General features: G+C 39.7%; 19 protein-coding genes and 1 pseudogene. 4 read left to right on the forward strand and 16 right to left on the reverse strand.

The window, feature by feature from the left end; all coding sequences use genetic code 11:
* Positions 1 to 55: 55 nt before the first annotated feature.
* On the reverse strand, positions 56 to 1636 hold the full coding sequence (locus JG479_RS07510; RefSeq protein WP_007376589.1) for a BCCT family transporter: 1581 nt from the start codon (positions 1634 to 1636) through the stop codon (positions 56 to 58).
* An 894-nt stretch (positions 1637 to 2530) separates the two neighbouring features.
* On the opposite strand from JG479_RS07510, the gene egtB reads away from it, so the two are divergent.
* Both egtB and egtD read left to right on the forward strand, forming a co-directional pair.
* Positions 2531 to 3802 (forward strand): ergothioneine biosynthesis protein EgtB, encoded by a 1272-nt coding sequence (gene egtB / locus JG479_RS07515; RefSeq protein WP_200220245.1) that lies wholly within the window; start codon positions 2531 to 2533, stop codon positions 3800 to 3802.
* Entirely contained in the window at positions 3799 to 4773 is a 975-nt protein-coding gene (egtD, locus tag JG479_RS07520) for an L-histidine N(alpha)-methyltransferase (protein ID WP_200220246.1), read from the forward strand. The genes egtB and egtD overlap by 4 nt, the downstream gene beginning before the upstream one ends.
* 283 nt (positions 4774 to 5056) lie before the next feature.
* Here the strand turns inward: egtD and JG479_RS07525 are convergent, their stop codons facing one another.
* From JG479_RS07525 to pxpB, 6 genes and pseudogenes are all read right to left on the reverse strand, one after another.
* Positions 5057 to 5932: a PhzF family phenazine biosynthesis protein gene (locus tag JG479_RS07525; protein ID WP_200220247.1), complete on the reverse strand. Its 876-nt coding sequence runs from the start codon at positions 5930 to 5932 to the stop codon at positions 5057 to 5059.
* Positions 5916 to 7589 carry an asparagine synthase B gene (asnB, locus tag JG479_RS07530; RefSeq protein ID WP_200220248.1) on the reverse strand — a complete coding sequence of 558 codons (1674 nt, stop codon included), beginning with the start codon at positions 7587 to 7589 and terminating at the stop codon, positions 5916 to 5918. Before asnB ends, JG479_RS07525 begins: the two co-directional genes overlap by 17 nt.
* 153 nt (positions 7590 to 7742) lie before the next feature.
* Positions 7743 to 8411 carry a pyroglutamyl-peptidase I gene (pcp, locus tag JG479_RS07535; RefSeq protein WP_200220249.1) on the reverse strand — a complete coding sequence of 223 codons (669 nt, stop codon included), beginning with the start codon at positions 8409 to 8411 and terminating at the stop codon, positions 7743 to 7745.
* A pseudogene (locus JG479_RS20280) lies at positions 8404 to 8499 on the reverse strand (5-oxoproline transporter, DUF979 family subunit); the annotation flags it as partial. The gene pcp and the pseudogene JG479_RS20280, both read right to left, overlap by 8 nt.
* A gap of 34 nt (positions 8500 to 8533) precedes the next feature.
* Positions 8534 to 9460, reverse strand: a complete 927-nt coding sequence (locus JG479_RS07545; RefSeq protein WP_149602675.1) for a biotin-dependent carboxyltransferase family protein — start codon at positions 9458 to 9460, stop codon at positions 8534 to 8536.
* A complete protein-coding gene (pxpB, locus tag JG479_RS07550) occupies positions 9453 to 10118 on the reverse strand; it encodes a 5-oxoprolinase subunit PxpB (RefSeq protein ID WP_200220250.1) in 666 nt (221 codons plus the stop codon). Before pxpB ends, JG479_RS07545 begins: the two co-directional genes overlap by 8 nt.
* A 248-nt stretch (positions 10119 to 10366) precedes the next feature.
* Here pxpB and msrA point away from each other — a divergent pair, with 248 nt between their 5' ends.
* Positions 10367 to 11656, forward strand: a complete 1290-nt coding sequence (gene msrA, locus JG479_RS07555; RefSeq protein ID WP_039489755.1) for a peptide-methionine (S)-S-oxide reductase MsrA — start codon at positions 10367 to 10369, stop codon at positions 11654 to 11656.
* Between the two features lie 133 nt (positions 11657 to 11789).
* Positions 11790 to 12566 carry an amino acid ABC transporter substrate-binding protein gene (locus JG479_RS07560; RefSeq protein WP_200220251.1) on the forward strand — a complete coding sequence of 259 codons (777 nt, stop codon included), beginning with the start codon at positions 11790 to 11792 and terminating at the stop codon, positions 12564 to 12566.
* A 1089-nt stretch (positions 12567 to 13655) separates the two neighbouring features.
* Here JG479_RS07560 and JG479_RS07565 read toward each other — a convergent pair.
* From JG479_RS07565 to JG479_RS07605, 9 genes are all read right to left on the reverse strand, one after another.
* Entirely contained in the window at positions 13656 to 14537 is an 882-nt protein-coding gene (locus JG479_RS07565; RefSeq protein ID WP_002961883.1) for a LysR family transcriptional regulator, read from the reverse strand.
* Between the two features lie 333 nt (positions 14538 to 14870).
* Positions 14871 to 15527: a CoA transferase subunit B gene (locus tag JG479_RS07570; protein WP_039489749.1), complete on the reverse strand. Its 657-nt coding sequence runs from the start codon at positions 15525 to 15527 to the stop codon at positions 14871 to 14873.
* 14 nt (positions 15528 to 15541) lie between these two features.
* Complete coding sequence (locus JG479_RS07575; RefSeq protein ID WP_008135270.1) at positions 15542 to 16240, reverse strand: CoA transferase subunit A; 699 nt, start codon at positions 16238 to 16240, stop codon at positions 15542 to 15544.
* Positions 16241 to 16501: 261 nt separating this feature from the next.
* Complete coding sequence (locus tag JG479_RS07580) at positions 16502 to 17398, reverse strand: hydroxymethylglutaryl-CoA lyase (RefSeq protein WP_200220252.1); 897 nt, start codon at positions 17396 to 17398, stop codon at positions 16502 to 16504.
* On the reverse strand, positions 17398 to 19401 hold the full coding sequence (locus tag JG479_RS07585) for an acetyl/propionyl/methylcrotonyl-CoA carboxylase subunit alpha (RefSeq protein WP_200220253.1): 2004 nt from the start codon (positions 19399 to 19401) through the stop codon (positions 17398 to 17400). The genes JG479_RS07580 and JG479_RS07585 overlap by 1 nt, the downstream gene beginning before the upstream one ends.
* An 8-nt stretch (positions 19402 to 19409) precedes the next feature.
* Positions 19410 to 20180: an enoyl-CoA hydratase/isomerase family protein gene (locus JG479_RS07590; RefSeq protein WP_200220254.1), complete on the reverse strand. Its 771-nt coding sequence runs from the start codon at positions 20178 to 20180 to the stop codon at positions 19410 to 19412.
* Between the two features lie 12 nt (positions 20181 to 20192).
* Entirely contained in the window at positions 20193 to 21800 is a 1608-nt protein-coding gene (locus JG479_RS07595) for a carboxyl transferase domain-containing protein (protein WP_200220255.1), read from the reverse strand.
* Between the two features lie 10 nt (positions 21801 to 21810).
* Positions 21811 to 22986 carry an isovaleryl-CoA dehydrogenase gene (locus JG479_RS07600; protein ID WP_200220256.1) on the reverse strand — a complete coding sequence of 392 codons (1176 nt, stop codon included), beginning with the start codon at positions 22984 to 22986 and terminating at the stop codon, positions 21811 to 21813.
* Between the two features lie 54 nt (positions 22987 to 23040).
* A complete protein-coding gene (locus JG479_RS07605) occupies positions 23041 to 23475 on the reverse strand; it encodes a MerR family transcriptional regulator (protein ID WP_008135264.1) in 435 nt (144 codons plus the stop codon).
* Positions 23476 to 23622 lie beyond the last annotated feature (147 nt).

Consider the following 23622-nt stretch of genomic DNA (forward strand, 5'->3'; position numbering starts at 1 on the left):
CCGCAAAAATTGCGGCGTTTTCGTTACTAATTAAAAGTATTACTTACTAGAAATATTATTTAACTGGGCGAGGCTCAGTTCGTAAACCTAAAACTAAGCTTAAACACATAAATAATAATACAATAGTAAATGGCAACCCTGTAGAGACAGCGCCTGCTTGTAGTGCTTCAATTGCTTGTGTGCCACCAATCCAAAGTAAAGCAGCTGCAATTGCGCCCTCAACCGATGCCCAAAATATACGTTGTGGTACCGGTGCATCAATTTTACCGCCAGCTGTAATTGAATCAATTACTAATGAACCAGAGTCAGATGACGTAATGAAAAATACCAACACTAATAAAATTGCAATAAACGATAAAATATTAGATAGAGGTAATTCATCAAGCATTTGGAACATAGCTAAAGGTACTTCAGTTAAACCATTAGTGCCTAACGCACCAACACCATTAACTACTTGATCAATCGCAATACCGCCGTAAATAGACATCCATAAAACAGTAACTAGAGTAGGGATAAGTAAAACCGCAATTAAGAATTCACGAATTGTACGACCACGTGATACACGCGCGATAAACATACCTACAAACGGTGACCAGGAAATCCACCAAGCCCAGTAAAACACAGTCCAACCATGCATCCATGTTTCGTCTTCACGACCGTGAGGATTACTCAATGGAATAATATTTTCTACATAGCCCATCACGGTAGTTGGTACATTACCCATTGCTACGGCAAAGCCTACTAAACATACAAACAATAATAATGAAAACGCAATTAGCATATTTACATTACTTAGTAGCTTCACACCACCGTCAATACCACGAACCACAGAGACTATGGCTAAAAGTGTTACACCCGCAATAACTAAAATTTGAGAGCCAATGCCACCTTCTGTACCAAATACATGGTTAATACCTGCAGAAGCTTGCTGCGCACCTAAACCTAAAGATGTTGCAAGGCCAAATAACGTAGCAAGTACAGCTAAGATATCAATGATATGACCAGGCCACCCCCACGCTCTATCACCTAATATAGGGTAAAAAATAGAACGAATTGAAAGCGGTAAACCTTTGTTATAGGTAAAAAACGCAAGAGATAAACCAACAACTGCGTAAATAGCCCAAGGGTGAAGACCCCAATGAAACATAGTTGCGCCCATTGCTAATTTTGCAGCTTCTGGTGTATTAGCGGCTACATTAAGCGGTGTTTCGTACCAACCAGTAAAGTAAGCAACTGGTTCAGCAACGCCCCAAAACATAAGGCCGATACCCATACCCGCAGCAAATAACATAGCAAGCCATGAAACGCGAGAGTGAGAAGGTTTAGCGTCATCACCACCAAGGCGAATATTACCGTAAGGAGAAACAATAAGTGCTAAACAAAAGAGTACAAAGAAGTTAGCAGCCCACATAAATAGGGCATCAAAATTATTAATAATATCGGTCTTGATACTATCAAGCGCTGTTTTTGCAGTTTGTGGGTCGGTAACAAGTATGGCGATTAAAAAGATGACAATCAGGCCCGCACTAGTTCCAAAAACAGGGTTGTGAATATCAAATCCCCACTTTTGTACGTTGTCCTGACCTACGGTGTAATCCGTGTTGTCAATACTATATTTGTCATGATTTTCCTTCATGCAATACCTCTTTAGTTGTCCTAACAAGCCAAAATAAATTCGGCGTCATATCGAATTACATTAGTCTTTAAATATTAGGTAAAAAGTAATACCGTAATTATTTGAAGACTAACTAATTTGAAGCGTGATCATACAGCTAGTAGTGTATGAGTTAAATATTAAATGTAAATGAATTTGTATTTAAAACGCTGTTTATATGGCCAAATTCATGATTCTTTCATTTAAAAGCCCTAAATTTAAAAATTCAGTGAACGTTAAAATTTAGTTTGCTATTAAAAGTATTAATTTACTTGGTTAAGTAAAAAAAGATCATTTTTAAGTAGCTTAATTAATGCTTAAATATTAGGGCGTGTTGATCTTTCTGGATTGAAATTTGTTCAATCTAGGGGCGATTTAATCGCTCCTAGTTTTATAGCTTAGCGGTTCGGTAACAGCTTATGCGTTATTTTTCATGCTTGCATGCAAATAAAAATAATCAAAAGCCGGCTAGCAAAGAGCAAATTTCTCTTCAAGGCTATTATAAATTTATAAGCCGATAAGCATCTTTAATCAAGTTGTAATATGAATATGATTTAACACAACATTAGGGTATGTTGAATTTTGGCGATTGAATTTGCAGTAGTGTGTTTGGTTTTTAGGCAAGGCAGAGGCTATGTAGTGTGGTCATTCCCCATAAATAGGCGATAACGCTGCATAAATACCAAACATACACTGCCCTTTGGGTTCTTTCTAGGGACGATTAACTCTTTGTTACTCGGTTTTTACTTAGCCCACTAGGTTACAAACCTCGTGCCGCGATTTAATCGCCCCTAGATTGAACAAATTTCAATCCAAAAAGCTCAGCATGCCCTAAGCTATATTTTATAAATAGATAGGCAAAGGATTAATACTATTATGCGTGAAAGCGTTACAAACGATACCAATCAAAACGAACTTGTTAAACGCTTTTGCAGCGTTAGAGACGAAAGCCTAGCTATTATTGAACCACTCACTGTAGAAGATTGCCAATTACAAGCTATGGCTGATGCCAGTCCTACTAAATGGCATTTAGCGCATACCACGTGGTTTTTTGAAACGTTTTTACTTAGTGTTCATTGTAAACAGTACGCAGTGTTTAACCCTCACTATAAAATGCTTTTTAATTCTTACTACAATGGGATTGGAGAGCAATTTAAACGGGCAAACAGAGGAAGCTTATCTAGGCCAGGTTTAGACGAAGTGCTAGCTTACAGAGAACATGTAGATAGCCGCGTGATTGAATTACTTAAGACTGACGTTAACCCGCACATTAAAGATATTATTGAACTTGGGTTACACCACGAGCAACAGCATCAAGAACTAATGCTTATGGACATCAAATATAACTTTTCAGTAAATCCAATATTTCCTCAATATAAAACATCGCTTTTAAATAGCCAAAAAAAATCAGCTGATATTAAACCCCTTAATTTTATCAATTTTGAACAAGCCATTATTAATATTGGCACAAATGCCGACGATGAATTTGCATATGATAACGAGTGCCCCAAACACCAAGTACTAATTCATCCATTCAGTTTTGCTAATAGATTGGTCACTAATGGTGAATATTTAGACTTTATAAATGCCGGTGGATATAGCAATCCACAATATTGGTTAAGCGACGGTTGGGCGCATATTCAAAACACTCGTTTAACGCATCCATTATATTGGCATTGCATAAATAACGAATGGTTTGAGTTTACACACTATGGATTGCAGCCTTTAAATTTAAGTGCCCCCATCAGCCATGTTAGTTATTTTGAGGCCAGCGCCTATGCTAATTTTGTAAGGGCTCGCTTGCCTACAGAGTTCGAATGGGAATATGCAGCTAAAAATACACCTTTAACAGACACTAATAATAACTACCTAACACCACAACAAGCAAAAGATGATACTGAAATAAAGCAGTTAACGGATTCATGTTGGCAATGGACAAACAGTGCATATTTGCCATACCCCGGTTTTAAGCCTATTGAAGGAGTAGCAGGGGAATACAATGGTAAATTTATGAATAACCAAATGGTGTTACGGGGCGGGTGTGTGTTTACCCCTCAAAACCATTTACGACAAACATACAGAAATTTTTATTACCCACATCAAGCGTGGATGTGCAGCGGGATAAGACTAGCTAAGGATATAGTATGAGCCAAGTAACAGCGATTAAACAAAGTAACATAACCGACACTGAATTTTTAAACGACGTGATAAGCGGATTAACTCAACAACAAAAAACGCTTCCGTGTAAGTATTTTTACGATGATAAAGGTGCTGCATTATTCGAGCAAATAACATCCTTACAAGAGTATTATGTTACACGTACGGAGCTGTCTATTTTAGAGCAATACTCGCAGTCAATTGCTCAAATGCTACCTGAAAACCTTTCTATTATTGAGCCTGGGTGTGGTTCGGGTAAAAAGGTCGCGTATTTATTAGCGCACATGGCAAACGTAAAAACCTTCGTACCGTTTGAAATTTCTGAGGAGATGCTCAGTTATTCACTTGCACATTTGTCACCGTTATTTCCAGATTTGGCAATTTCGCCATTACTAGGAGACTTTACACATAGCCAAATGGTTAAACAGCTAACCAAAGACACCGCTTTAGATAGTCAAACCAATTTGGTGTACTTTCCGGGCTCTACTCTTGGTAATTTTGCCCCAGTTAAAGCCATAGAAATTATGAATAATTTCCATCGCTTATGCGGTGTAGACGGTTATGTACTAATTGGAGTTGATTTAGTAAAAGAGCGCCAAGTGTTACTTGATGCATATAACGATAAAGCGGGAATCACCGCCGCTTTTAATAAAAATTTACTACAACGTATTAATAACGAGCTAAACGGCACATTTAATTTGGATAACTTTAGCCACGAGTCACGCTTTAATGAGCACCATAGCCGTATCGAAATGCATTTAGTAAGTAACTGTACTCAAAGCGTGATTATAAATGATCAGCAAATAGACTTTATAGAAGGCGAAAGTATCCATACAGAAAACTCTCACAAGTACACGCTCGAGTCGTTTAAGCAGCTTGCAGCGCAAGCTAATTTAAAGTTAGAGCAAACATGGCAAGACGATAGTAACTATTTTGCTCTGTGTTTATTAAGGCCGCTTTAAACGTTTACTTAATATGTTTAGGGCGTGTTGATCTTTGATAGTTGAATTTGCAGCAGTATGTTTGGTTTTTAGGCAAGGCAGAGCCTATGAAGTGTGGTTATTCCACATAAATAGGCGATAACGCAGCATAAATGGCAAACATGCGCTGCCCTTAGGGTTCTTTCTAGGGACGATTAACTCTTTGTTGCTCGATTTTTACTTAGCCCACTAGGTTACAAACCTCGCGCCGCGATTTAATCGCCCCTAGATTGAACAAATTTCAATCCACAAAGGTCAACACGCCCTAGTAAATGACAACTTTAGCATTGTTAAGCTCATAGCTTAGCAATGCGCCATTATTTGATTTCTGTATAAGTTTAGCTTTATTTAAACCGTATAGTCTAAATAGCAGGGGGGCAATAACAGATACCGCAGAGCCCGTTGCACTGTCCTCATTTACTCCAAACTGGGGGGCAAAATATCTAAAATGCGTTATGGCATTTTTCTTGTCTTTATTTTTTATACTAAGCGCTATAACTGCATTTTTGTGGAGTTTACTCAAAGCCTTAAAATCAACATGTAAGCTTTTTAAATCGTCTTTTTCAACGTCTTTACTAAATTCTTCATTAAATTCTTTATTAAATAATACAACCGTATAACCGTTTTTATCACCGGTACTGTAGGCTGCTTTTATTGCGGTTGAAAACACACTTTTTAACTCACCTTTAGCTAATTCGCTTTTTTTTGGCTCTATACTTTTTAGTAACAACTGGGCGCGTTGTTTTTTTACTCTTATAGTAAAGCGCTCATGACTCATTGATGTAAATACTTCAGGGCAATAACCAAAATACTTTATTAAAAAATTAGCGGCCGCTAAAGTACCATGCCCACAGCGTTTAATTTCACTTGTTTGGTTAAACCAGCGAATATTACAATGGCGTTTAGTTATCTCATTTTCATTTAAAAATACGGTAGCAGGGTGGTTTGATTGTGATGCAATATATTGCATTGTTTTTGATGTTAACCCAATTTTATAAATAACAATTAAAGCACTAGAGCCTTTTAAGTTATTTGCAGGGCTATAAAAAACAGATTCGGTGGAAGTGAGTTTTATAAAGCGAAGCGTAAGCCATTTGGGCTTACGCTTCGTTAAAAAAAGAGTGTTATCCTTTGCTTGCATACGCGTCGTTATGAACGCCCGCAGCACGACCTGATGGATCTGCATTGTTTTGGAACGATGCGTCCCATGCAAGTGCTTCAGGAGTCGAACACGCTACCGATTTACCATGCGGCACACATTCAGCTGATGCATCACCCGGAAAGTGCGATTCAAAAATAGTACGGTAGTAGTAAGCTTCTTTTGAATCTGGCGTATTAATAGGGTATTTAAATTTAGCATTTGCAAGCTCTTGATCGCTCACTTGCTCATTTACAAACTCTTTTAACGTATCAATCCAGCTGTAACCAACACCGTCTGAAAATTGCTCTTTTTGGCGCCATAGCACTTCATCAGGCAAGTAGCCATCAAAACCTTCACGTAAAATGTGTTTTTCAATTTTGCCATCTTTACACATTTTGGCTTCAGGGTTGATACGCATAGCAACATCAACAAATTCTTTATCAAGGAACGGTACACGTGCTTCAACGCCCCATGCTGCCATTGATTTATTAGCACGTAAACAGTCAAACATATGCAGTTTTGATACTTTACGGTTTAGCTCTTCATGAAACTCTTGTGCGTTAGGGGCTTTATGGAAGTATAAGTAACCACCAAATAGCTCATCAGCACCTTCGCCAGATAACACCATTTTAATGCCCATCGCTTTAATTTGGCGAGCCATTAAGTACATAGGTGTAGAGGCACGAATCGTTGTTACATCATACGTTTCAATGTGGTAAATCACTTCACGCAGTGCATCAATACCTTCTTGAATGGTAAAAATGATAGGGTGGTGAATAGTACCAATCATGTCAGCTACTTTTTGGGCCGCGGCTAAATCAGGTGAACCCTCAAGGCCTACTGAAAAAGAATGCAACTTAGGCCACCATGCATCGCTTTCGTCGTTATCTTCAATACGTTTTGCAGCAAAACGCTGGGTAATAGCAGAGATAACCGATGAGTCTAAACCACCAGAAAGTAATACACCGTAAGGCACGTCACACATTAGCTGGCGTTTAACGGCCGCTTCTAATGCATCTTTAACGTCTTGTGCTTGTGCGCTGTTATCTTTAACTGCATCAAATGTTTCCCAATCACGCTTGTAATAAGGTGTCATTTTGCCATCTTTGCTGTACAGGTAATGCCCTGGTGGAAATTCTTCAATATGCTTACAAATTGGAGAAAGTGCTTTTAACTCAGAAGCAACGTAAAAGTTACCGTGCTCGTCGTGACCAGTGTAAAGCGGGATAATACCAATATGGTCACGGCCAATTAAGTAAGCGTCATTTTCTTCATCGTATAAACAAAATGCAAAAATGCCATTTAGATCATCTAAAAAGTCAGGCCCTTTTTGTTTATAAAGCGCTAAAATAACTTCACAGTCTGATTGAGTTTGAAAAGTAAAATCAACATCTAGCTCTGCTGCAAGTTCTTTATGATTATAAATCTCGCCATTAACCGCTAAAATATTTGTTTTTTCAGGATTGTATAAAGGCTGTGCACCGCTTGATACACCAACAATAGCTAAACGCTCATGTACTAAAATAGCTTTTTCAGATGCATATACACCAGACCAATCTGGGCCACGGTGTCTAAGCAGCTTTGACATTTCAATTGCTTGGGTACGCAATTGAGCGGGATCAGATTTAATATCTAATACCCCAAAAATTGAACACATAGTAACTCCTCATTCCTATTATGTGTGCAGCAAAGCCAATTTGCTGTGCTGCGAAACCTTGTTTTATCAGAAAAAATTACTCAAGTCACATAGCTTTTACAATTAATTAAGAATAATTTATGCACCAAGTTATATGTAACCGCACCAAAGTGGTCAATGCGTGGTGCCTGCTGCTATTTTTACGTCGTTATTATTGTTCAAAGCTTGTGCAATCATCACTTTTAGCGCGTTAATAACAGTGTCTTCACACATGCTAGGTGCGCCATTGTGGTGCACAGCTTGGCTTGGTAAATAAGGAATATGCACAAAGCCACCTTTCATTACAGCGCAGTGATCATTTATGTAATGCATAAGGCCATACATAACGTGATTGCATACATACGTACCTGCCGTATTGGAAATGGCAGCAGGTATATTGCTGTTGTGCAATGCTTGTAACATGCGCTTTATTGGTAAGTTTGTGAAATAGGCATCAGGGCCATTTTTTTCTATTGGTGTATCGACAGGCTGCTTACCTGCATTGTCTTTAATGCGTGCATCGTCAACGTTTATTGCAATACGCTCAATTGATATTTCGCTGCGCCCACCAGCTTGGCTTATACATAAAACAACCGCCGGATTGTGCGACTCAATGGCGTTTATAAGCTGACTGATAGACGTATTAAATTCACAGGCAAGTTCTAGTGTGCATATTTTGTGTTTCATGATGATAGTTTCATCAAGTTTTTGCACTGCTTGCCAAGAAGGGTTTATAGCTTCGCCACCAAAAGGAGCAAAGCCAGTTATTAATACACACGGCATAGTAGAAGTTGATTTAGTCATTAAACACCAAGCTATACATTAAAATAATATTAACGGCGAGTAAGGTAACGGCCGTCTGAATTTGAACCTTTATTACATGGTACCTATTTTTAAAATCTAGGGCGTGTTGATTCTAGAATATTTTATAGGTTATTTTTAAGTGCAAGGCTCAATTGATGTAGGTGTCCGTCAAGTTTCTGCTTCGCCTTTGCTGCTTCTTCAAACGTTACATATTTAAACTCAACAGTATCTAAAGGTCTAAATTGTGCAAATTGACGTAAGTCGGCTTCAATAACAGTCCCTAACAGAGGGTAGCCCCCTGTGGTTTGGCCATCATTTAGTAACACAATTGGCTCTCCACTTGGTGGTAATTGAATACTCCCAGGGCTCACCCCTAATGATGGCAAAGAGTGCGAATGCCCCAAATTATTTTTATGCTCAAGCCTTACGCCCATTCGGTTGCTGTTACTACTAACTTTAAATGGGGTAGATACAAAGTTGTTAAGTAAAGGCTCGCCTAATAAGTTGGCATGAGGACTTGGGTGCAGTCGTATAAGCTTGCGCTGGGCGGGAGCAATTGCGCCTACCTTTATAAACTCTCCATAATAAGGAGTAATAGGTATTTCATCACCAGTGGTGAGAGATCTACCTTCAAAACCACCAAAACATGCGTTTAAATCTGTAGACTTAGAACCCATAACCTCAGCATTTTGTATACCGCCTTTCACTGCTAAATAAGCTCTTAAGCCTGCTCTACCAGTAGCAAAACTTAGGACTTGTTTGTTTTTTACTGTGTATGTCCAACCAGGATAAATTGCATGTCCATCAAGGGTTGCTTGCAAATCTGCACCATGAAGCGCAATTACTGTGTCGCAGGTAAATTCCAGTTCGCAAAAACCCACAGTTATTTCTAAAACGGCATCATTGTCGTTATTGTTAAGTAATCTATTAGCAATTATTTGTGCATAAGGGTCTAGGCTGCCCGCTTTGCTTACACCTAAATGGCGGTAGCCCTCACGGCCAAAATCTTGAATTGTAAGTAATACACCACTTTTAAGTACTTTAATCATGATTTGCTCCTTTATTAACGAGCGGAACAAATTCAAGCGTATCGCCTGGTTGAATTAAACAAGGTTGCTCAGAGGTCGAATCAAACAAAGCAGTATCTGTATGGCCTATTATATGCCAACCACCTGGGGTATCTGCGGGGTAAATGCCGGTTTGTGCAGCACCTATCGCAACAGAACCTTTAGGAACCCTAGTACGTGGCTCATCACGTCTTGGTGTATGTAATTGCTCATTTAAGCCATGTAGGTAAGCAAAACCGGGCTGAAAGCCTAAAAATAAAACGTAGTACTTGGTTTTACTATGAATATTAATAACTTCATCGGCACTTAAATTATGATAGCGAGCCACGTAATTAATGTCCTCACCCTTGTATGAGGTTTTGATTAAGTGATGCTGCCCCTTAAAAGTACTCGTTTTAATATCATTCCACAGCGAAGGTAGCACTTGTACCCACTTATTTAAGTGTTTATCTGATTTTAAATAAAGAGTGAGCGAGTTCATGGCTGGCACTAAATCGCTAAATTCATCAGTGCTTTTACAGTGGCTAGCTAAAGCCCAAATTTTCTTTTGAATAGAGAGTCTATCTGTAGCGTCTAAATGCGATGCATCAAACAGTAAACTACTGTTTGTTAATGCATAAATATGAGGAGCTGGCTTCATTAAATAAACCTATTTGTACAACATTATTTAAACGTAACACAGTTTTATTAATTTATTTACACCATTGCGACTAAGTGGTTATGTTTATTGCCCAACTTACTTTAAGAGTGTTTTTATATTCAATTAATCGTATTTAACTTATTGAGGACCAAAACTTAATACGTTTCGTACTAAATAAGTAATTAGGTTGAAATGAAAATTAGGATAAGGAGGTCTTAGTTAGCACGCACTTGTTTAAGAGGTACTTTATGAAACACCAGCATTTATTATATTTATCAGGCGCTGCTATTATATTTAGCGCAGGCAGCTTTGCTTTATCTATGGAAAAGGTTGAGCACAGTAATGTAGAAGCCACCATGCATGTAGAAACCATTGTACTTGGATCGGGTTGTTTTTGGGGAGCCGAAAAACGCTACGAAGCGCTTAATGGCGTTATTGATGCTGAATCGGGGTACGCTGACGGCAATGGCTTTAAAGCTACCTACAGAAATATTACTGATCAGTCTCGTCGTTTTGACGAGAACAATTATGCTGAAGTTGTACAAGTTATGTATAACAGCAATATAATTTCAGCAGAAGATCTCTTAAAAAACTATTTTGAAAGTCACGACCCTACACAAAAAAATCGCCAAGGTAACGACATTGGTACTCAATATCGCTCAATTGTATTAACGACTACTGATGCACAAGCTAAAGTAGCTGAGCAAGTTAAATCGCAATATCAGCAGCTTTTAACTGATGCAAGCTATGGCAAAATTGAAACAGTTATTAAACCGCTTCAAGGTTTTGTATCGGCAGAAGAGTATCATCAAAATTATTTAGAAAAGAACCCTAATGGCTATTGTCCCGATCATTCTACCGGTGTTGTTTTTAATAAAACACCTGTAGAAAAAGTAGATAACACGGCTTTATTATCAGGGAAACAAATCGTAGTCTTAGATTCACGTGAATACTGCCCATACTGTGAAAAGTTTAAAAAAGCAGTCGCAAATGATTACAAAGGGACAATACCAATGTCGTTTCGCCATGCTGACCAACTTGATGATTTAACTATTAAGTCAGCCACGTGGGCAACACCGACCATTTTGTTTTTAGAAAATGGTATTGAGGTATATGGCCGTCAAGGTTATGCAACGCCTGAAGAGTTTTATAAAGCATTAGGCGCTTTTAAATTAGGTAACAGTGATGCTTATAAAGTTGCATTTGATGCACGAACAGATAGACCTTACTGTAAAGAGTACAAAGAGTTTAAAAATACACCAGACGGCACTTTTGTTGATAAATTAAGTGGCGAGCCACTATTTGATACAAGCGATAGGTTTAACTCAGGTACTGGTTGGTTGTCGTTTACTCATCCTGTAAAAAACAACGTAACACAGCACGACGATAGCAGCTGGGGGATGACACGCATTGAGCTTCGCTCTAAAAGTACAGGCATACACTTAGGACATTTATTTCCAGGTGAAGGTCCAAGAGGTCGCGATCGTTACTGTATTAATGCAACAGTCCTTGATTTTGTACCGAGAGATAAAAGCTAAACCCTTTCTTTGCGAAGCCTGATTTTAATCAGGCTTTTTTTTGCATAAAACAAAATAGGCTTATCATAATCTTTGCAAATTTGTTAAAATTTAAGCGTGCAGCTAATCGTCAATAATATTACTTAGGTTATTAATGAATCAATTAAAAAAAATAGCAACGCAGTTAATATATTTGCCATTCGCTTTACTGCTTTTAATAAACAACGCTAAATCAGCGACTCATTACGTAGTAGGCGTAGAGAATATAGAATACCTTCCATACTACGATGGTAGTGGGGCTGATAACCGCGACTATTATGGTTTCAGTCAAAAGTTACTTACCTTGTTTGCCCAGCAGCATGACTTTAAGTTTGAGTTTTACACACTACCTATTAATCGACTTTACAAAGAATTTGTGGAACATCGCCATGTCGACTTTAAGTATCCAGATAACCCTAGCTGGAAACCAAGCTACAAAGCTTCATTTATTGATGTAAATAAAATTATTTATTCGCAGCCAACCGTTGTGACTAAAACGGGCATTGCGAGTTTAAATAAAAATATCACTATTGATGAATGCATTAGTTTTGCAACGGTAAGAGGGTTTACGCCTCAAAGCTTTAAACCGTTAATGAATAATGAAAACGTTGAGTTAATAGAAACAGCTAACGTAATTGAATTAATAGAGTTGCTTTTAAAAGAGCGGGTGGAGTGTATTTACATTTCTAACGATGTATTAAATTATAACCTCCAAAAATACTTTAAATTAACCCGACCTGTTTATTTTCAAAACGAATTGCCGACAGATTTACAAGCCTTTTTATTATCGTCGATTGACTACCCTGACATAATCAAGAAATTTAATACCTTCTTGATTTCACATAAAGTGCAAATAAGTAAATTAAAAAAAGAATATCAAATTAAAAATTAACTAAAAAAGCCCCGTAAGTTATAACTTACGGTGCTTTTAAAAGTATTAAACTTATATTGCATATCATGTGGTTTGCGCCAAAAATAAAAACAGTTCAAGCTAAGTCACCACCTAACTTGAACCGCTTTTTCACACTGACAACATCTTCACACACAATATAAAGATTCTGTTTACTACGCTTTGGTAGCTTTGTATTGAATATCATGTGGTTTGCGCCAAAAATAAAAACAGTTCAAGCCAAGTCACCACCTAACTTGAACCGCTTTTTCACACTGACAACATCTTCACACACAATATAAAGATTCTGTTTACTACGCTTTGGTAGCTTTGTATTGCATACCATGTGGTTTGCGCCAAAAATAAAAACAGTTCAAGCTAAGTCACCACCTAACTTGAACCGCTTTTTCACACTGACAACATCTTCACACACAATATAAAGATTCTGTTTACTACGCTTTGGTAGCTTTGTATTGCATACCATGTGGTTTGCGCCAAAAATAAAAACAGTTCAAGCCAAGTCACCACCTAACTTGAACCGCTTTTTCACACTGACAACATCTTACACACACAATATAAGATTCTTTTCACTGCTACGTTTGAGTTACTAGAACTCTAAAGGTTGCATTTATTGCTCTTAAGAAACAATTTAACTAAGTTGTTTTGAGCTGATAAAGCAACTTTAATATTTAACTTTATTTTCGACAAACGATAAAAACGAAACCAATGAGTGAAAAAAATTAAACTATAGACTTTAGTCTAATACATGGCGCTAAGTTTATGTATTTAATTAAAAAATATCATTCAAATTTGCAGGGAGTTATACCAATCTGCTTATATATGGGGTCTATTTAACGTTAAGAAAATTACGCTAGAACTAGGCAAAAATTTTTGTATCTAGTTGTTCTCGGCAATTGCTCCCTGCATTGCTCTACCTCCTGCATCCATGCAGTCGTAAATAAAAAATTTTTAACGACGTAATAGTGCAATTTAATTCGTTAAGTTGATCAAAGATTTATGCAGGTTGGTATTAGACGAGTTCAGTAATACAACACAGAGTAGGTTGTATTACTGAACTCACTTAATAGGGGATTATTCTTGAATTTTTCTAAACGTATTTACAACCCACTTCGCAAACAAATCAAGCGGGTGATTAGGCGTGCTTGATTCGTGCTGCACTAAATAGTATTTATCTTTAGTTGTTAAAGGCTGTTCGAATAACTTGTAAAGCCATTGCTCATCTAGCCAGCTTTGGCTAATAGGCAGTGGGATAAGTGCAATGCCCATGCCTTGCTGCGCTGCACGCGCTACACCAAACATGCTATCTATTTGAATAATCTGCGAAGGAGAAAAGTCATCAATCCCTGCTTTTTCGGCCCACTGATGCCAAGCCCAAGGGCGAGCTTTGTGCAAGATTAGCGGAACTTGGTTAAGGGCTTGACGATGATCGTCCCTCCACTGATCGAGCAATTTTTTATTGCATGCAGGAATATATTCAAGGTTAAACAACTCAGTCGCTAACCCTTCAGTAGGTTTACCTGAGGACAATACAATAGATAAATCGCTATGACGCGTTAATTCTTTGCGTGTTTTAAGCGTGTCCATTTGCAGGTTTATATTAGGGTGTTCTGACGTCCATTCACTTAATTTAGGCATGAGTAGTTCGCTGGCAAAAAATTCAGGCAAGGTAATCGTCAAATTTGTATTTTGCTGCATCTGACTAAACTCATTAATGGTGCTCTCTAACATTGTGATGATAGGAGACACAGCATCAAAAAAGTTTTTACCCGCTGTGGTTAAGCTAATTGAACGCGTTTTACGTTGAAAAAGCTCAATACCAAGTTGTTCTTCAAGTTGTTTTATTTGATGGCTTACCGCAGACGGCGTTAAGTACAGCTCATTAGCTGCATGCTTAAAACTTAGGCTTCTTGCGGCAAAGCAAAAAGAGCGAAGGCCACGAATAGGAGTTTGCATGTTTTCCAGAATTATTTAATTTATTGAGACGCCTTACTTAGGCAAAATTTGAACCAACTATTTAATGTTTAAATATCAATAGGTTAAAAATAAAATTAACGCTAGTTCACAAAAAGGGTGCAGGCTATCCACAAAATAGTGCAAAGAATCTAAGCGCTTACATTTAATTTATATTTGTATTATAGATAAAATTTACTACAGATGTATGAATGACGGTAAAAATAATGACAAAAGATAAAAAAAATCCCTCTTGCGAGGGATTTTGGGTAACTCAGCGCCATTGGCACTGGGAATGAGGTCGGTACAGGGTAAAGCGTTATTTTAAGCTAAAGCCTAAAAAACCATTTCTGGAACTTCACCGTCAACAAGTAATTTACCTGCTGTTTTACTAATGATTTCATCAACAGATACGCCCGGAGCACGTTCTAATAGATGAAATGCGCCGTCTTTAACTTCTAATACGGCTAAATCTGTTACTATTTTTTTTACGCAATTAACGCCAGTAAGCGGTAAAGAGCAGGCTTCTAATAGTTTAGAGTCACCATGCTTACTTGCATGGGTCATAGTAACAATAATATTTTTCGCGCCAGCGACTAAATCCATCGCGCCACCCATGCCTTTAATCAGCTTTTTAGGGATCATCCACGATGCGATGTTGCCGTTCTGGTCAACTTCAAATGCACCCAGAACGGTTAAGTCTACATGACCACCCCGTATCATGGCAAAACTATCTGCACTATTAAATATGGCTGCACCTGTGGCTGCTGTCACGGTTTCTTTACCCGCGTTAATCATATCGGCGTCTAGCTCTGCTTTAGTAGGGTACGGGCCCATGCCTAAAAGGCCATTTTCGGACTGTAACATAACTTCAATATCATCTGGTACATAGTTTGCGACGAGTGTCGGAATTCCTATGCCCAAATTTACGTAGTAACCATCTTGAAGTTCTTGTGCAACGCGCATTGCAACTTGTTCACGTGATAATGCCATAATTATGCTCCTGCTTAATCTCGTGTTGTTACACGTTCAATGCGTTTTTCAAAGCTGCCTTTAATAACGCGATTTACAAAAATACCCGGGGTATGAATTTGGCTTGGCTCAAGCTCACCCGGTTCTACAATTTCTTCTACTTCGGCAACGGTAATTTTACCCGCTGTTGCCGCCATTGGATTAAAATTCATGGCGGTGTGTCTAAACACTAAATTACCAAAGCGGTCGGCTTTCCACGCTTTAACAATAGCAAATTCACCCGTTATAGATTCTTCTAAAATATACGGGCGGCCATTAAACTCTTTTACATCTTTACCCTCAGCCACAGGAGTACCGTAACCGGTTGCGGTGTAAAACGCAGGTATACCCGCGCCGCCAGCACGCATTTTTTCAGCTAGTGTACCTTGAGGCGTAAGCTCTACATCAATTTCGCCACTTAATAACTGCTGCTCGAATAGGGCGTTTTCGCCAACGTACGAGGCAACTACTTTTTTAATTTGTTTGTCTTGTAATAAAATACCTAAACCAAAGTCATCAACACCACAGTTATTAGATACTACGGTTAAGTTTTTTGTTTGCATGTGCTTAATTTGTTTAATTAAGCCCTCAGGAATACCACATAAACCAAAACCACCGGCAATAATAGTATCGCCGTCTTTTAATCCTTCCATTGCAGCTTCGTAACTAGAAACTACCTTATCAAAACCGGCCATGAGTCTCTCCTCATTGTGTGCTATTTGTTGTTAACTATCTTTAATCATCATTTCATAAGATAGCTATTTAACCTGAACTCTGGTTAATAGATTTACTAACATATGAATCAGGGTGATATTTAAATTTATTTTCTCTAGCCAGAGATTTTCAGTGAAAACAAGGCGAATTTACGCGTCAATAGCTGGCCTATTGCAAGTAAATTCAACGCAGTTAGTGCTGAAAATAGCTGCTCGAGATAGATTTATTATCCAGAGCTCAGGTTATTTTGTGTGCAGTGCCACAGATACTTTGCTCACAGGTTGCTTACCAAGTGCTTTGGTTATCTCCCAGCCAGCGTCACTTAACCTTTGTAAATCAATTGAGTGTTCAATGCCAAGCCCTTGCAGTAAGTAAACTACATCTTCGGTGGCAACATTTCCTGACGCCCCCTTAGCATAAGGACAGCCACCAAGGCCCGCAACTGCCGCGTCAACCGTTGTAATACCTAGGCTTAAAGCTGCGTAAATATTTGTGAGCGCTTGGCCATATGTATCATGAAAATGCACGGCCAACTTGGCTTTATCAATGTGCGTTAAAAGTAACTCGATTAATTGCGTTACTTTTTTTGCGGTGCCAACACCTATGGTATCGCCAAGGCTTACTTCGTAACAGCCTAAATCTAATAGCTTTTGCGATACACTTAGTACTGCTTGTGGGTCAATTTCACCCTCATAAGGGCAACCTAGCACACAGCTTACATAACCACGTACGCGAATATTATTCGCTTTAGCAAACGCCATTACTTCGCTAAAACGTTCAATACTTTCGTCTATTGAGCAGTTGATATTTTTTTGACAAAACGACTCACTCGCAGCTGTAAATATAGCAAACTCTTTAATACCAACAGCGTGCGCTGCTTGTGCACCTTTTAAGTTAGGTGTAAGGGCGCTTAAATTTACATTGGGTAAATCAAGGGCTGATATTACATCCGCTGAGTCAGCCATTTGTGGCACCCACTTAGGGGAGACAAACGCGCCCGCTTCAATATCTTTTAAACCTGCAGCACTTAGGGCGTTAATAAGCGCTACTTTATCGGCTGTGCTTACTGTTTTTTCGTTTTGTAGGCCGTCTCGCGCGCCAACTTCAACAATACGTACTTTACTTGGAAAGGCACTCATTATGCACCTTCCTCAGTTGTATCTTCTACTATAGCAAGCAGAGCACCATGCGTTACTAATTCGCCTTCACCAAAGCAGTAGCTTTTTAAAATGCCGTCGTGTGGTGCGTTAAGCGTGTATTCCATTTTCATGGCTTCGATAATAACAACCGCATCGCCTTTGGTAATTGTGCTACCAATGTCGATTAAGTGTTTTACTACCGTGCCATTGAGCGGGGCGGCAAGTGGTAGTGCTTCACTTTCATGCGAACTAATATAATGCTTATCAACTAGTTCAAGCTTAGTTTGCAGTGCTTTATTCATAACAGTGACAATATTGCCAACAGTATTATTACCTACCGTAGTTACGTGCGCGCTATGTTTTTTGCCGTTAATAAATACACTGCACAAATTATTATTTAATGTGCCTTGTAGGTTAAATACGTGCTCGTTATGCGTAATACTGTAGCCTGCTGTCGTTTTTATAGCGCTTAGCTGAAAATCGGAAAAAGGGACTTTAATTGCTTGTGGTGCATTGAGTGTAAAACCACTCAGTTGTTGCCACGGGCTTGCACTGTTTTGCGCATTTTGGGTGCTAGTCAGCGATTCTAAATATGCAAAAGCAGCAATAAGCTGGCTCGTTTGTAATAACGATTCGTCAACCGCAACTAACGAGTCGCCTTGCTCTGCAATAAAGTGTGTGCTTGGCGCACCTTGTTTAAAGGTAGGGTGGCTTGCTAAATTATGTAAAAAGCCAATGTTAGTGCTAAAACCCGCTAAATGAAATTGCTCAAGGGCTTGTTGTAAGCGGCTCAGTGCTTGTTCGCGATTGTCGTCGTGCACAATAAGTTTTGCAATCATCGGATCGTAAAACGGGCTAATTTCGTCGCCTTGTGCAATGCCTGTATCAATGCGTACAAATTCGCTGTTAAGGGGTGTATGTAGCGCTTCAATAGTGCCAGAGCACGGGATAAAGTCGTTAGCTGGATCTTCTGCGTATATACGCGCTTCAAAGCTATGACCCTGCAATTGAATATCACTTTGTGTCAGTGGCAGTGTTTGCCCACCCGCAATATTAATTTGCCAATTGACTAAATCTACACCGGTAACCATTTCGGTCACTGGATGCTCTACTTGAAGGCGCGTATTCATTTCCATAAAGAAAAATTCATCGCCACACAGTAAAAACTCAACCGTACCTGCGCCTCTATAATTTATAGCCAATGCACAACGCACAGCCGCTTCGCCCATTTCTTTGCGTAGTTCGTCAGATAAACCCGGAGCAGGGGCTTCTTCAATTACTTTTTGATGACGACGTTGCAAAGAACAATCACGATCGCCTAAATAAACACAGTTACCATGGTTATCCGCAAATACTTGCACTTCAACATGGCGAGGCTGGTTAACGTAGCGCTCAAGCAATACTAAATCGTCACCAAAACCGGCAATCGCTTCACGTTGCGCACCTTGTAGTGCGCTCATAAAGTCTTTTGCTTTTTGCACAACGCGCATGCCTTTACCACCGCCACCAAAGGCGGCTTTAATTAGTACAGGGTAGCCAATTTTTTCAGCTTCACTTTGTAAAAAAGTAGGGTCTTGTTTATCGCCATAATAACCAGGTACTAATGGCACATTAGCAGCTGCCATTATTTCTTTAGCGCGGGTTTTAGACCCCATTGCTTCAATACTGCTTGCTGGTGGCCCTATAAAAGCAATGTTATTAGCTTCGCAGGCTTTAGCAAATTCGCTGTTCTCAGATAAAAAACCATAGCCTGGATGAATACAATCAGCGCCGCAGTCTTTGGCAACTTGTAAAATTTTGTCTGCTACTAAATACGAATCTTTACTTGGCGCGGCACCAATATGGTAAGCCTCGTCAGCCATTTTTACGTGCTGGGCATGTTTGTCTGCATCAGAATAAACCGCGACCGTGGTTAAGCCCATTTGTTTTGCGCTGCGCATTACACGGCACGCAATTTCTCCACGATTGGCAATCAGTATTTTTTGTAATCGTTGTGTGTTCATAATCAATCCTACAGTTGCCAAGCGGGTGGGCGTTTATCAAAAAAAGCACTTAGCCCTTCTTGACCTTCTTCAGATACGCGAACTTTTGCAATACGCTCTGCGGTAAGCTCAATGAGTTCATCGGTTATTGGTTTATTTGCTACATCGTTAATTAATGCTTTTGCGGCTTTTACTGCAACAGGTCCGTTATCAATCAGTGTTTGCAGCATATTATCGAGTGCACAGTCTAAATTACCGGTTACTTGATGAATTAAACCAAGTTGCTTAGCAGTATGTGCATCAAACACTTCAGCCGTTAAAAAGTACCTGCGAGCAGCGCGCTCACCAATGGCTTTAATGACATACGGGCTAATAACCGCCGGAATAAGACCCAGCTTTACTTCACTTAAACAAAATTGCGCATCGTCTTTACAAAGGGCTATGTCGCAACAGGCAATTAAGCCCAGTGCACCACCAAAAGCAGCACCTTGCACAGCACAAATTGTAGGGTGGGGCGAGCTTGCCAATACCTGCATCAACTTAGCTAATTGCATTGAATCAGCTAGGTTATCGGCATAGTTGTTATCAGCCATTGATTTCATCCAGGCTAAATCGGCGCCTGCTGAAAAGTGTTTACCCTCAGTTTTTAAAACCAAAGCACGAATATCAAGCGTATTTGCATGTTCAATACACTGAATAAGTTCGTGTATTACTTCACTGTTAAATGCATTTCTTTTTTCTGGGCGACTTAACACAAGTACAGCCACATTAGATTTTGTTATTTGTAGTGTTACTGACATTTTGCGCTCCGGTTACATTCTAAATACGCCAAATTTCGAATCACGTTTTGGTGCGTTATTAGCAGCCGTTAACGCAAGCCCTAATACATTACGCGTATCGGCAGGGTCTATAATGCCGTCATCCCACAAGCGTGCACTTGCGTAATACGGATGACCTTGCTCTTCGTACTGATCAATAATTGGCTTTTTAAAATCACTGATTTCTTGCTCGCTCATGCTTTGGCCTTTGCGTGCTAAACCATCTTGTTTAACTTGCGCCATTACACCGGCTGCTTGCTCGCCGCCCATGACCGAAATACGGGCATTAGGCCACATCCACATCATAGTTGGTTCAAATGCGCGGCCACACATACCGTAGTTACCTGCGCCGTAAGAGCCGCCAATAAGTACTGTGAATTTAGGCACGTCAGCACACGAAACCGCCATCACCATTTTAGCGCCGTGCTTTGCAATGCCTTCGGCTTCGTATTTTTTACCCACCATAAAGCCGGTAATATTTTGTAAAAACACTAAAGGAATATTGCGCTGAGCACACAGTTGAATAAAGTGCGCGCCTTTTTGCGCCGACTCACTAAATAAAATACCGTTATTAGCCACTATGCCAACAGGATTGCCATAAATATTGGCAAAGCCGGTGACCAGCGTTTCACCAAAGTAACGTTTAAATTCATCAAATGATGAGTCGTCCACTGTGCGCGCTATTACTTCGCGTACATCAAACGGCTTTTTAAGGTCGGTGCCTACAATGCCGTAAAGCTCGTTTATATCGTAACGGGGTGGTTTTACATCATCTAGAAGAGGGGCTGTAGGGCGTGTGTAATTAATACGCTCAATACATTGGCGCGCAATAGACAGCGCATGAGCATCGTTTTCAGCGTAGTGATCGGCAACACCCGAAATTTTACAGTGCACATCGGCGCCGCCTAACTCTTCGGCTGTTACTTCCTCGCCGGTTGCTGCTTTTACAAGGGGCGGACCTGCTAAAAATATAGTGCCTTGATCTTTTACAATAATGCTTTCATCGGCCATTGCAGGTACGTACGCACCACCTGCGGTACATAAGCCCATGACTACAGCAATTTGTGGAATGCCTTTGCCCGACATACGGGCTTGATTGTAAAAAATACGACCAAAATGCAGCTTATCTGGAAATACATCATCTTGCTCTGGCAGATTTGCACCGCCGGAATCCACCAAATAAATACACGGTAAGTGGCAGCGCTCTGCGATGTCTTGTGCGCGTAAATGCTTTTTAACGGTAAGCGGAAAATATGTACCGCCTTTAACCGTGGCATCGTTTGCAATAATCATGCATTCAACGCCTTTAACACGGCCAATACCGGCTACAACGCCTGCACAAGGTATTGCTTGTTCGTACACACCAAAGGCTGCAAATTGCGAAATTTCTAAAAACGGTGAGCCTTCGTCAATTAATGTATTTATGCGGTCGCGTACTAATAATTTACCACGGCCTTCGTGGCGATCTTTTAATGCAGCGCCTCCGCCTTGGCTAATTGTTGCTACTTTACTGCGTAAATCATCCACCAGCGCTGACATATTTTTATGGTTTTGCACAAACGTTGGATCGTGAGGATTAACGCTCGATTTTAAAATAGTCATGGTTTAATCCTTAACGGCTTTCTGTGAAAAGTTCGCGGCCAATAAGCATGCGGCGAATTTCGGATGTACCTGCACCAATTTCGTATAATTTAGCGTCACGAAGAAGGCGACCTGTTGCGTATTCGTTTATGTAGCCATTGCCACCTAAAATTTGAATCGCATCAAGTGCCATTTTAGTTGCAAGCTCAGCGGCGTATAAAATTGCACCGGCTGCATCTTTACGGGTGGTTTCGCCTCGGTCACACGCTTTAGCTACCGTGTATACGTATGAACGCGCAGCATTCATTTGTGTATACATGTCGGCTACTTTGCCCTGAATTAACTGAAATTGACCAATAGGGGTATCAAACTGTTTACGCTCATGAATGTACGGTACCACTATGTCCATACACGCTTGCATTATGCCAAGCGGGCCCGCTGCAAGTACTACGCGTTCGTAATCAAGGCCACTCATAAGTACTTTAACGCCTTCGTTTAAGTTACCTAAAATATTCTCTTCTGGCACTTCGCAGTTTTCAAATACTAGCTCACAGGTGTTTGAGCCGCGCATGCCCAGTTTGTCGAGCTTTTGCGCTGTTGAAAAACCAGGAAAGTTGCTCTCAACAATAAACGCGGTAATGCCTTTAGCGCCGGCGCTTAAATCTGTTTTAGCGTAAATAACTAACGTGTGTGCGTCTGGGCCATTGGTGATCCACATTTTGTTGCCGTTTAAAATGTACTTATCGCCTTTTTTTTCGGCTTTGAGTTTCATCGATACAACGTCAGAGCCCGCATTAGGCTCGCTCATTGCAAGAGCACCAATGTGCTCACCACTAATAAGCTTAGGTAAGTATTTTTCTTTTTGAGCTTGTGACCCGTTACGGTTAATTTGATTAACACACAGGTTTGAATGTGCTCCATAGCTTAACCCTATAGAGGCACTAGCACGGCTAATTTCTTCCATAGCAATAACATGTTCTAAGTAACCTAAACCGGCGCCGCCAAGTTCTTCAGATACGGTCATACCTAGTACGCCCATTTCGCCCATTTGAGTCCAAAGTTGATTTGGAAAAGCGTTATCTAAGTCCGTTTTTTCAGCAAGCGGGGCAATCTCCTGACTTGCAAAACTATTTACGTGGTCGCGGATCATATCGGCGGTTTCGCCAAGGCCAAAGTTCATTTCTTTATATAGTGAAATAGTGCTCATGATTCATTCCTGTGTGACGTGTGTTGTCAGTGTGTTTTTATTTTAAAAATAAACTTACTCGTCTATTTTATTAAGCGTGTCTCTACAGCGGCGCTCGGCCGTCACCAACTCCATAAGAACAACTTTAATGTCGTCCATTTGTTGAGATAGGTCTGCTTTTTTTTCTGAAATAAGGTCAAGCATAGTAACCAACTGCTTAGCGCTTGATTTATCTGCGTCGTACAGTTCAAACAAACGACCGGTTTCGGCCAATGTAAAGCCAAGGCGCTTACCACGTAATATTAGTTTTAAACGCACTTTATCGCGTTTTGAATAAATACGGGTTTGACCATTACGTTCTGGCGTTATTAACCCTTGGTCTTCGTAAAAGCGAATAGAGCGGGTTGTAATGTCAAATTCTTTAGCGAGTTCGCTAATGCTAAATGTTTGTTCATTACTGGCCGGCATTTTGGCTGAGCTTGCAAAGTTTGTTTGATTATCTGGTTTCATAATTGTATTTACCTCATTCGAATAACTCCAATATAAGTGAAGTTTACGTAAAGGTAAAGCTTGGTGTGATTTGAAACTATTTATAAAGGGATGTTTAAGCGAGGTGTTGATTTATATTATTAATATTCAATGGGTTATTTTTATTTT

Origin of the sequence: Pseudoalteromonas sp. LC2018020214 (assembly GCF_016598755.1) — a bacterium.
Taxonomy (GTDB): Bacteria; Pseudomonadota; Gammaproteobacteria; order Enterobacterales; family Alteromonadaceae; genus Pseudoalteromonas; species Pseudoalteromonas distincta.